Annotated in this window: 10 protein-coding genes; 6 read left to right on the top strand and 4 right to left on the bottom strand. The window is 60.3% G+C overall.

Annotated features, from left to right (window positions below; translation table 11 throughout):
• Positions 1-81: 81 nt before the first annotated feature.
• Entirely contained in the window at positions 82-600 is a 519-nt protein-coding gene (locus tag PMI30_RS06295; RefSeq protein ID WP_008013037.1) for an SgcJ/EcaC family oxidoreductase, read from the bottom strand.
• 168 nt (positions 601-768) lie between these two features.
• Here PMI30_RS06295 and PMI30_RS06300 point away from each other — a divergent pair, with 168 nt between their 5' ends.
• Genes PMI30_RS06300 through PMI30_RS06315 form a run of 4 tightly spaced genes read left to right on the top strand, consistent with a single transcriptional unit; the run spans position 769 to position 5,385 of the window.
• Complete coding sequence (locus PMI30_RS06300; protein ID WP_008013036.1) at positions 769-1,953, top strand: sensor histidine kinase; 1,185 nt, start codon at positions 769-771, stop codon at positions 1,951-1,953.
• Positions 1,950-2,600, top strand: coding sequence for a response regulator (locus PMI30_RS06305; RefSeq protein ID WP_008013035.1), 651 nt, complete (start codon positions 1,950-1,952; stop codon positions 2,598-2,600). The genes PMI30_RS06300 and PMI30_RS06305 overlap by 4 nt, the downstream gene beginning before the upstream one ends.
• Complete coding sequence (locus tag PMI30_RS06310; RefSeq protein WP_008013034.1) at positions 2,597-4,924, top strand: ATP-binding protein; 2,328 nt, start codon at positions 2,597-2,599, stop codon at positions 4,922-4,924. The genes PMI30_RS06305 and PMI30_RS06310 overlap by 4 nt, the downstream gene beginning before the upstream one ends.
• On the top strand, positions 4,921-5,385 hold the full coding sequence (locus tag PMI30_RS06315; protein ID WP_008013033.1) for a response regulator: 465 nt from the start codon (positions 4,921-4,923) through the stop codon (positions 5,383-5,385). The genes PMI30_RS06310 and PMI30_RS06315 overlap by 4 nt, the downstream gene beginning before the upstream one ends.
• On the opposite strand, the gene PMI30_RS06320 is transcribed toward PMI30_RS06315, so the two are convergent.
• Complete coding sequence (locus tag PMI30_RS06320) at positions 5,362-6,279, bottom strand: alpha/beta fold hydrolase (protein ID WP_008013031.1); 918 nt, start codon at positions 6,277-6,279, stop codon at positions 5,362-5,364. The two genes, PMI30_RS06315 and PMI30_RS06320, sit on opposite strands and share 24 nt — an antisense overlap.
• A gap of 308 nt (positions 6,280-6,587) precedes the next feature.
• On the opposite strand from PMI30_RS06320, the gene PMI30_RS06325 reads away from it, so the two are divergent.
• Positions 6,588-7,265 (top strand): glutathione S-transferase family protein, encoded by a 678-nt coding sequence (locus PMI30_RS06325; protein WP_008013028.1) that lies wholly within the window; start codon positions 6,588-6,590, stop codon positions 7,263-7,265.
• An 82-nt stretch (positions 7,266-7,347) separates the two neighbouring features.
• Here PMI30_RS06325 and PMI30_RS06330 read toward each other — a convergent pair whose 3' ends face one another.
• Together PMI30_RS06330 and PMI30_RS06335 are read right to left on the bottom strand one after the other, a co-directional pair.
• Complete coding sequence (locus PMI30_RS06330; protein WP_008013026.1) at positions 7,348-8,622, bottom strand: glucarate dehydratase family protein; 1,275 nt, start codon at positions 8,620-8,622, stop codon at positions 7,348-7,350.
• On the bottom strand, positions 8,619-10,016 hold the full coding sequence (locus PMI30_RS06335) for an MFS transporter (RefSeq protein WP_008013024.1): 1,398 nt from the start codon (positions 10,014-10,016) through the stop codon (positions 8,619-8,621). Before PMI30_RS06335 ends, PMI30_RS06330 begins: the two co-directional genes overlap by 4 nt.
• Positions 10,017-10,122: 106 nt before the next feature.
• On the opposite strand from PMI30_RS06335, the gene PMI30_RS06340 reads away from it, so the two are divergent.
• Complete coding sequence (locus PMI30_RS06340; protein WP_008013022.1) at positions 10,123-11,025, top strand: LysR substrate-binding domain-containing protein; 903 nt, start codon at positions 10,123-10,125, stop codon at positions 11,023-11,025.
• The last annotated feature ends 137 nt before the right edge of the window (positions 11,026-11,162 follow it).

The raw sequence follows: 11,162 nt of genomic DNA, 5'->3' as shown, positions 1-11,162 counted from the left end.
GCTTGCCGGCGAAGGCGTCCTTCAGATCGCCTTCGCCGGCAAGCCTGGCTCCTACGAAAAGCGGGTTACTCGAAGACGTAGTTATTTCCCGGCGTGCAGCACCTGCGCTTGCGGCATTGCCGAAGAGTGATGGTTGAGAATCTTCCACTGACCGCCAACCTGCTCATAAACGAAGGTGTAGCGCGCCTGCACCTGACGGGTCTTGCCATCGGCTTCGGTCAGGGTAAAGGTGTAGACGCCACTGTCCATGGCCACGTTGGTGCCCAATGGGCGGATCTCACGGTAGTTGATCTGGCCAACCGGCTTGAGCGCCATGAAGTGATCGAAGTAGTCCTTGATCTGTGCCGGCGTGGTGCGCACCTTGTTGGAAACCGTCGGCTGCAACACCGCGTTCGGCGCGTACAGGTCGACCACGCTCTGCACATTGCCGCTCTTCAGCGCGCTGTTCCACTGGTCGAACAATCCGGCGATTTCGCGATCCTTCACATTAGCGGGCTGTTCGGCCACGCTGCTGTAAACGTAAGGCACTGCCTCCAACGCTTGGGCCAACGGGGCGGTCAGGGCAAAAAACAGGGCGATGGCTGAGGTCTTGAATTTCATTGCGCGATTCCAATGGTGGTCGATGGGCACACTGTGCCGCTCGGAACGCTGCCCGCCATCGGCCAACCGGAGCTATTTGCCTATGCCATTCGGCAGATAGCGCCCTGCCCCGGTAACAAGGTTTAATAACGCCCCAGCCCGAACGGGCGTGCCCGCCGGACCCCGCCCATGCAAAACACTGATCATGACCCCGGTAGCGCCCTTGCCATTCGCACCCAGTATCGGCAATCGCAAAGTCGCGCCGCGCGGTTGCGGTTGCTGGTGGATACCGGCCAGGAGCTGACGCAACTGGCCCCCGAAGCCATGCGTCAACGGGTGCTGCAACGGGCCTGTGCCTTCCTCGCGATGGACCACGCGCTATTGCTGGAATGGGACGTGGATGCGCAGGTCAGGACCACCGCCAGTCACGGCAGCCGTGATCGGTTATGCAGCCTCGAACACCTCGCCGATACCGCGATGCGCACCCCGCAATGGCAGGAGCAGCCGAGCGCGGTCCTGCCCAATGTGCTGCGGGTGCCGTTGCGCGGCGGCGATGGTGCGGCCTTCGGTGCGTTGGTGCTGGCCAACAGCGTCAGCATCGGTGCACCGGACACCGAGGACCTCGAATCCCTGCAATTGCTTGCCACCCTGCTGGCCGCGCACCTGGAAAACCAGCGGTTGCTGGATGCACTGGTCGCGCGCGAACGCACCATGTCCGACCTGGTGCATCGATTGTTCAGGGCACAGGAAGACGAACGCAAACGCATGGCTTACGACCTGCACGACGGCCTGGCGCAAACCCTCGCCGGGTTGCATCAGCGTCTGCAAGGTTTTGCCGGTCGCTGCCCGCCACTGCCCGACGAACTCGGCGCAGACTTACAAACGATTCTTGCGCTGGCCCAGCATTGTGTCGGCGAAGGCCGGCAATTGATCAGCGGCCTGCGCCCGACGGTGCTCGACGACTTTGGCTTGCTGAAGGCGGTCGACAAAGAAGCGGATCGCCTGCGCGACGCCGGGATCAAAGTGAACTGGAGCACGCGTTGCGAAGCACGCTTGCCCAGCCAGGTGGAAATCGCCCTGTTCCGGATTGCCCAGGAAGGCATCAACAACATCCTCAAACATGCGCAGGCCAGCCACGTCGTCCTGGCGCTGGAGCTGCACGAAGGACAAGCCTCGCTGCGGGTCGACGATAACGGCAAGGGCTTTGCCATGGAACAACGGCTCGACACCTGCGGCGCCCGGCACTTGGGGCTCGCCGCGATGCAGGAGCGCGCGAGCCTGCTGGGCGGCGATTTCACTTGCGTCAGCCATTTCCACGGCGGGACGCAACTGCGCGCCACCGTACCCTCCGACCTCAATGGAACAGCTCAATGACTGAAGTTTTACGTCTGGTTCTGGCGGACGATCATGAGGTCACCCGAACCGGTTTCGTCGCGCTGCTGGCCGGCCATCCGCAATTCGAAGTGGTCGGCCAGGCCCGCGATGGCCAGGAAGCGGTGGATGCGTGCGAGCGCCTGCTGCCCGACATCGTCATCCTCGACATTCGCATGCCCGTGCTCAACGGGCTGGGCGCAGCGCGGATTCTTCAGCAGCGCCTGCCGGCCCTGAAAGTGGTGATCTTCACCATGGACGACAGCCCGGATCACCTGGAAGCAGCGATGAATGCCGGTGCCGTGGGCTACCTGCTCAAAGACGCCAGCCGCGATGAAGTGATCAACGCCCTGCAACGCGTCGCTGCGGGTGAGGAGGCACTCAATAGCGCGGTCAGCGCCCGCCTGCTGCGGCGCATGACCGAGCGCAATGCCAGCGGTGCCGCCCCGGATACCTTGACCCCACGGGAACGCCAGGTGCTGGGACTGGTGGCCAACGGTATGAGCAACCGTGAAATCGGCGAACAACTCGGCATCACCACAGGGACGGCCAAGGCCCACGTGGAACGGGTCATCGGCAAACTCGGCGCCGCCGACCGAACCCAGGCTGCCGTCCGTGGCATCGCCCTGGGTCTGGTGACCCAGTCATGAAGGTTTCAAACGCTCGACGCTGGGCCGATCTGCCGTTACGTGGCAAAGCCCTCGTGGTGATCTCCCTGCCACTGGTAATCCTGTTGCTCTCGCTGGTGCTGATCTACATCACCGAGCGCCAGACCGCACGCGCCGAAGAGGACGTGCGCCGCGTGCTGCTGGTGCAAGGCGATATTCAGGCCGTACACACCCTGCTCGCCGAGGCCGCCGCCAGCGTGCGCGGCTATCTGCTGACTCGTCGCGAGGATTTCCTGCCAGGTTATCGGCAAGCCAAGCCCTTGATCGAATCAGCCTTGCAGCGGCTCGACAGCAACGTTCGTGATGAGCGGGTGCGCAAACATCTGGAGGCGATCACCCCGTTGATCGACACCAAGGTCGAGGGCCTGGTTGAACTGCTCGATGATCGCAACGCCACACCTGAGTCGATGACCACCATCCTGATCAACAACAAGCACATCCTCGACGAACTGCGCGAACGCATCAGCGCCATGCGTACCCTCGAAGACACGCTATTGGCCGAGCGCACCGCTGCCGCCGCCTCCACTCGACAACGTTTGTTGTTCTCCACCCTGCTGGCTGCCGCCTGCGGGCTGTTCGGCGCCATTGTGGCGGTGCTGTTCCTGTCCAAGGGCATCGTCGCCCGGGTCAAACAGGTCCAGGGCAACGCACAACGTCTGGCACTCGGTCAGCCGTTACTGCCGCAGCCGCCGGAGAACGATGAGATTGGTCAATTGGGCACGCGCCTGGTCGAAGCCGGGCTGTTGCTGGCCGAACGTGAACGCGCGCTGCGCGATAACGAAGAGCGCTTGCGGCTGATCATCGACGGCGTGAAGGACTACGGTATTTTCGCCCTCGACACACAGGGCTTCGTCACCAGTTGGAATGCGGGCGCCGAACGGATCAAGGGCTACACCGAACAGGAAATCGTTGGTCAGCATTTCTCGGTGTTTTATCTGTCGCAAGAATGCCCGCAGCATCCCGACATGGCGCTGCGCGAGGCCACTCGCGACGGTCATTACATGGAAGAGGCCTGGCGTTGCCGCAAGGATGGCAGCCGCTTCTGGGCCAGCGTAGTGATTACCGCGCAATACGACAGCAGTGGCGCCCTGCGCGGATTTTCCAAGATCACCCGCGACATCACTGATCGCCGCGTGGCCGAGATAGCCCTGAGCACCGCACGCGAGGAAGCCGAACGCGCCAGCCGCGCCAAAAGCGAATTCCTGTCGCGCATGAGCCACGAATTGCGTACCCCGCTCAACTCCATTCTCGGCTTCGCGCAACTGCTGGACATGGACTCGCCCAAGGGCCAGCGAGCGCAAATTGGTCACATCCTGCGGGCCGGACAACACCTGTTGACCCTGATCAACGAGGTGCTGGACATCGCCAAGATCGAAGCCGGGCGCCTGCCACTGAATGTTGAAGCCGTGCCCTTGGCGGTGGTGCTGCAAGAAGCCCTGACGCTGGTTTCCCCCATGGCCTGCGACGCCGGCATCCAATTGGTCGATTTGCCGATGCTGGCCGCCGACAGCGGGATCGTCGCCGATCGGCAACGCCTGGTTCAGGTGCTGCTGAACTTGTTATCCAACGCGATCAAATACAATCGGCCCCAGGGCCAGGTGCACATCGAAGTCAGGGTTGATCAACAGCGCATTGCCGTGTCGGTCTGCGATACCGGCAAGGGCATTGCGGCCGATCGACTGGAGCAACTGTTCAAGCCGTTCGAGCGTCTGGAGACCGATCCGAACGTGGAAGGCACCGGCCTGGGCCTGGCCTTGAGCAAGAGTCTGCTGGAAATGATGAACGGCAGCCTGACTGTCAAAAGCCAGCCCGGTGCAGGCGCAAGCTTCACCCTGGAGTTGCCCTTCGTGCGCCTGCAGCCAGTCACCGAGCCAGCGGTTGCACGAATCAGCCACCCAACGGTCACGGCCGCCCTCGCCGCTCCCGATTACCAGGGCAAAGTGCTGTGCATCGAAGACAATCTCTCGAGCCTGGCCCTGATCGAAACCCTGCTGCAACGGCGACCGCACATCCAATTGCTCTCAAGCATGCAGGGGCAAATGGGCCTGGACCTGGCCCGTCAACATGCGCCGCAACTGATTTTGCTCGACGTGGCGCTGCCGGATCTGGATGGGTTCAATGTTCTGCAACGCTTGCGCCAGTCTTCCATCACCCGTGCCATTCCAGTGCTGATGATCACCGCCGATGCCAGCGACCTCACTCATCTGGCGTTGCTGGAGGCGGGAGCGACGGCGGTGCTGACCAAGCCGATTAACATCCCTTCATTCCTCGCCCATCTTGACCAGCATCTACCGGAGCCCGTGTGAACACCGACCTGCGCATTCTGATCATCGACGACCAACGGCCCAACCTCGATTTGATGGAGCAGTTGCTTGTCCGCGAAGGGCTGAGCAATGTACTGAGCAGTACCCAGCCGCTGCGAACCCTGGACCTGTTCAACAGCTTCGAGCCTGACCTGGTGATTCTCGACCTGCACATGCCGGAGTTCGACGGCTTTGCCGTACTGGAACAACTCAACCGGCGCATCCCGACCGGCGAATACCTGCCGATCCTCGTGCTCACCGCCGACGCCACCCGCGATACCCGGCTGCGTGCGCTGGCCCTGGGCGCCAAAGACTTCATCAGCAAGCCACTGGACGCCCTCGAAACCATGCTGCGCGTCTGGAACCTGCTTGAAACCCGGGCGCTGTATAAAGCCCTGCGCACCCTGGTCCCGGCAGATCAGATCGAGTTGCTGCGTCAGTTAAAGCCGCACCCAGTTAGCTGACTGAAGGGGCGGAATCACTGACGCTTTACTACCGAAAGCCAGATCACGGGGCTGGCTCGGTATTTTGGCGACCGGTTGCAGAAAGCCCAGCAAAGCCTGCTGGGTGTCATTCCAGGCCGTCGGGTGTTCCATATCGAGGAAGTGCCCGGCGTTCTTGATGGTCTGAAACTGCGCCTGACGGGAATGAGTTGCGAACAGACGGGCGTCTTCCACCGAGGTGTACTCATCCCGTTCGCCGTTGATAAACAGCAGCGGCACTTCGATGGCATCGGCACAGGAAACGTAGCAGTGAGTGTCCTGGGTCAGCACCTCATTGACGTGAAAATGCATCTGCCGGTATTCGTGTTCGTCCAGGCTGCTGACATGGCGCTCATTGAAACGCTTGAACAGCGACGGCAGGTGCTTGCCGATGGTGCTGTTGATCAAGCGCCCGACATTGCGCCGATCGCACGCCTGGAGAAAATCCCGCCCGCTCTCCAGGTAATCGCGCATCGGCGTGTTGATTCGTGCGGCGAATGAACTGATCACTGCCTTTTCGATTCGCCGCGGATGCTGCGCCAGCGCCAGCAAGGTCGCCGCCCCGCCCCAGGAAAAGGACATCACATGCTGCGCGCGAAAGTGCTCGATCAACTCCAACAGGATTGCGGCCTCGTCTTCCTTGCGGATCGGTTGGTCATGCAGGTTGTGTTGTTTCGATTGACCGGCGTAGGGCTGATCGTAGAGGACTACGTTGAAGCGTGGCCGCAGGTAGCGCACCGTTTGGGCAAAGGATGCAGTCGTTGCCAGCGAGCCATTGACCAGAATGATGGTCTTGTCGGCTGTAGCGTTGAGATAATGCTCGGTATAAACCTTGTACTTCTTACCAATCTCGACGATCGCAGTTTTCAGCGTCATGTCACTCTCTTCCTTGAACAAATTGGATCAACACACACAGCGCAATTGACTATCCGGCTTCCTCCGGGCAAGCCTGACAGCACGAACCAGCGACAACGGTACAAGGGCGCTGAGATGAACGCCATGACCAATAAGTCACGAACCGACCAGCGGTTCAGAGTAAAGCAGGGATTTTCCCGTGTGCAAGTACGCACGCCTGAAAGTGGCGGCCCTGACGCATCGCCAACATCCGCCTATGATTATTCATTGCCCCCACCTTCATCCGTTCCAGGGCTCTCGCCCCCTCACCTCAAATGAGGAGTTGAAAGATGTCGCTGACGCTTTACTACCATCCGCTGGCGTCGTTCTGCCACAAAGTACTCATCGCGCTCTACGAAAACGGCACCGAATTCGAGAGAAGGATCATCGATCTCGGGGACGCTGCCGACAGCGCAGAACTTCAGGCATTGTGGCCAATCGGAAAATTCCCGATTATTCGCGACCATACCCACCAGCGGAATCTGCCGGAGTCCAGCATCATCATCGAGTACCTGGATCGACGGTATCCGGGCAAGCACAGACTGGTTCCAGATGATTGGGATAGCGCGCTGGAGGTGCGGTTATGGGATCGTTTCTTCGACCATTATGTACAAGTGCCGATGCAACAGATTGTCAGTGATCGGCTACACGCGACCAACGGTGATTTGACCAGGGAGCGGTCCACGCTGGAAACGGCGTACGGCATGCTCGAATGCCGGATGGCGTCCAGAATCTGGGTGGCCAGCCCGCAGTTCAGCATGGCCGATTGCGCCGCCGCCCCGGCACTTTTCTATGCCAGCACGCTCGTGCCGTTCCCCGACGACTACCGGAACTTGAGCGCTTATTTCGACCGGTTGGTACAGAGACCGTCATTTCAGCGGGTGATCGACGAAGCCAGGCCCTGGTTTTCGTTGTACCCGTTTGCGGATGCCATCGAGCAACGGTTTCTGGCGCCGGATAACACATGAGCGGCTCTGACTGCCTTCGCGCCTGATGCCAGTCGGTTCGAAGCGCGAAGGGACAGTTGCCGGTTTTTGCGGGAATGCGCGATCAAAAACGCGGCTTGATCGTCTTCCACTCCGGCTTGTAACGCTGCATCTGCTTCACGTCATCGCGCTGACGAATGCCGCAGGTCAGGTATTGATCATGCAGTTTGCCCAATTGATCGTGATCCAGTTCAAGGCCTAACCCTGGTGCACGGGTGATTTTCACGCAGCCATCGACGATGGGCAACTTACCGCCCTTGATCACCTCCTCGTCCGGTTCCTGCCAGGGGTAATGGGTGTCACAGGCGTAATCGAGGTTCGGCACCGAAGCGGCGACATGCGCCATGGCCATCAGGCTGATGCCCAAGTGCGAATTGGAATGCATGGACACGCCAAGGCCGAAGGTGTCGCACATTTTCGCCAGCGCCTGGGTGTCGCGCAGGCCACCCCAGTAATGATGGTCGGCGAGCACGATCTGCACGCTGTTCAGGGCTACGCTGCGGCGGAACTCATCAAAGTCAGTGACCACCATATTAGTCGCCAGAGGCAGACCGGTGCGTTTGTGCAGTTCGGCCATGCCGTCGAGGCCTGGTGTCGGGTCTTCGTAATACTGCAGGTCATCGCCCAGCAGTTCGGCCATGCGAATCGAGGTTTCCAGCGACCAGTTGCCGTTCGGGTCGATGCGCAGCGGGTAGCCGGGAAAGGCCTTTTTCAGCGCTTTGATGCACGACACTTCATGCTCCGGCGGCAGTGCGCCGGCCTTGAGTTTGATGCTCTTGAAGCCATAGGCTTCGATCATGCGCCGGGCCTGGGCGACGATCTGCTCTTCACTCAACGCCTCGCCCCAGCTATCCGGTTTGTAGGGGGAATCGATGTGTTGCGCGTACTTGAAGAACAGATAGGCGCTGAACGGCACCTCATCACGAATCGCCCCGCCCAGCAGGTCCACCAATGGCACGTTCAGGGAATGCGCCTGTAGATCGAGAAACGCCACTTCGAACGCCGAATACGCGTTGCTTACCGCTTTGCTGGCGTGAGAGCCAGGCGCCAGTTCTGCACCGGCGATGCTCTGGGTTTTGTTTGCCGCCACGGTGGCCTGCACGATGGCGCGTAACTGGTTGAGGTTGAACGGGTCGAGACCGATCAGCTGACTTTGCAATTGCTGTTGAATCGCCAACGCCGGGGCGTCCCCGTAGCTTTCGCCCAGGCCGATGTAGCCATTGTCGCTCTCGATCTCGATGATCGAGCGCAGCGCGAAGGGTTCGTGAATGCCACTGGCATTGAGCAGCGGCGGATCACGGAAGGCGATGGGGGTGACGGTGACGCGTTTGATTTTCAAGAGGCAGCTCCCTTTGGCTCGGTATTCAAGGCTTGATGACTGACAGGATTTTTTGCTGCTGCGACGTCGACCGGTTTACCGGTGAGCGAGCGGCGCGGGTCGCCACGCGGTGCAGTGCGGGCAAAAAAGATCACCACGGCCGCCACCAGAGAAGTGGCCGCCAGGCCGTACAAACCGCCTTCGATGGAACCGGTGGTCTGCTCCAGGAAACCGAACGCAGTCGGCGCGACGAAACCGCCGAGATTACCGATGGAGTTGATCAGCGCGATCACCGCCGCGGCAATGCGCGCATCCAGATAGCCTTGGGGAATCGGCCAGAACAATGCTGAAGCCGCCTTGAAACCAATGGCCGCAAAACAGATGGCGACGAAGGCGAAGATCGGCCCGCCGGTGGTCGACATGAACATGCCAAATGCGGCAATCACCAGCGTCACGGCCACCCAGGCCTGCTGGTATTTCCATTTGCTGGCCATGGCGGCGAAGCCATACATCGCCAGAATGGAAATGATCCACGGGATCGAGTTGAACAGGCCGACCTGGAAGTCGCCCAGGTTGCCCATTTTCTTGATCATGCTGGGCAGCCAGAACGTGGCGCCATAAATCGTCAGGGCGATGGAAAAGTAGATAAAGCAGAACAGAGCTATCTGCCGATCGGCGAGCAATTTGAACATCGACGGTTTGACCGTCTGCATGGCTTCGCGAGCCTGCTGTTCCTGGGCAATGGCGCTGACCAGTGCATCCCTTTCTTCGGCGCTAAGCCAATTCGCCTGACGTGGATGGGATTGCAGCCAGAACCAGACAAACCCACAGAGCACGATGGAGGCAAAGCCTTCAATCAGGAACATCCACTGCCAACCGTGCAGGCTGAAACCGCTGACGTGCAGCAGCGCGCCGGACACCGGACCGGAAATCACCGAGGCAATGGCCGAACCGCTGAGGAAGATCGCCATGGCCTTGCCCCGTTCGGTCGATGGCAGCCATTGGGTGAAGTAGTAAATGATGCCGGGGAAAAACCCCGCCTCGGCGGCGCCAAGAATGAAGCGCAGCACATAGAAACTCGTTTCGCCGCGCACAAAGGCCATGGCCATCGCCGCCGCGCCCCAGGTGAACATAATGCGCGTCAACCAGGCGCGGGCACCGTAGCGTTGCAGCAACATATTGGAAGGCACTTCGAAGATCGCGTAACCGATGAAAAACAGCCCGGCACCCAAGCCATAGGCCGCGGCGCCAATGCCCAGGTCGGTTTCCAGGTGGCTGCGCACGAAGCCGATGTTGACCCGGTCGATGTAGTTGACGATGAACATCACCACGAACAGCGGCAGCACATGACGTTTGACCTTGGCCGCTGCTCGGGCAAGGACTGTCGGGTCCGGCGGACTCTGATGGTTATTCAAGGGGCGACTCCCGTTCATTGTTTTTTTAGGGGAAAGCCGATCATGGACGGGCCTATTGATCCCGTCTAATCTAACTTGGCACTCGATTGATACCTGGATTAGATCAATGTTCGAACTGACGCAATTGCGCTGCTTTACAACCGTCGCCACCGAACTCAACTTCCGCCGGGCCGCCGAACGGTTGAACATGACTCAACCGCCCCTCAGTCGGCAGATCCAATTGTTGGAGCATCACCTCGGCGTCGAGTTGTTCACCCGCAGCACGCGTAGCGTCGCCTTGACCGCCGCCGGCCGGGCCTTCTTCATCGAAGCGCAGAACCTGCTGGAGCGCGCTCAGCAAGCCGCCGTGACCGCCCGGCGTTTCGCCGAAGGGGACATCGGTACGGTCAACATCAGCTTCGTCGGCAGCGCCGTTTACGAGTTCCTGCCCAAGGTCATCGCTGAAGCGCGGCTCAAACAGCCTCAGGTCAAAATCGATCTGTCGGAAATGAACACCTACCAGCAACACGAAGCCCTCCGCGCCCGCCGGATCGATCTGGGCATCGTCCGCGCGCCGTTGCTGGAGCCGGGCTACGCCACCGAATGCCTGGTGCGTGAACCCTTTGTATTGGCCGTCCCCCACAACCATCGGCTGGCCAGCGCCGAAACCGTGTCTGTCAAAGACCTGGACGCACAACCCTTCCTCATGTACTCCCATGCGGCTTACCCGCCGTTCAACGAACTGCTGACCGGCATGCTCCGCTCGGCCCGCGTCGCCCCGGAATATGTGCAATGGCTCGGCTCATCCCTGACCATCCTGGCCCTGGTCAACGCCGGAATGGGCCTGGCGCTAGTGCCGCGCTGCGCCACCAGCGTTGTGTTCAAGAACGTGGTGTTTCGCGATATCGATCTGTGGGAAGGCGTGCAGAGCGAGCTGCATTTGATCTGGCGCGAGAACAATGACAACCCGGCGTTTGCGATGTTGCTGGAAGGGATTCGAAAGGCTGTGAAAGAGGGATGGGGATTGTGAACTGTCGGCGTATGTTGCGAGGGAACCCTCGTAGGAGCTGCCGAAGGCTGCGATCCTTTGATCTTTTCCAATAGACGACTCATTCCCTGAACAAACGCCAAAGTCAAAAGATCGCAACCTGCGGCAGCTCCTACATT

Origin of the sequence: Pseudomonas sp. GM50 (genome assembly GCF_000282375.1) — a bacterium.
Taxonomy (GTDB): Bacteria; Pseudomonadota; Gammaproteobacteria; order Pseudomonadales; family Pseudomonadaceae; genus Aquipseudomonas.
Note: the sequence above shows the minus strand (reverse complement) of the source record. Positions and strands in the feature narration are given on the sequence as shown.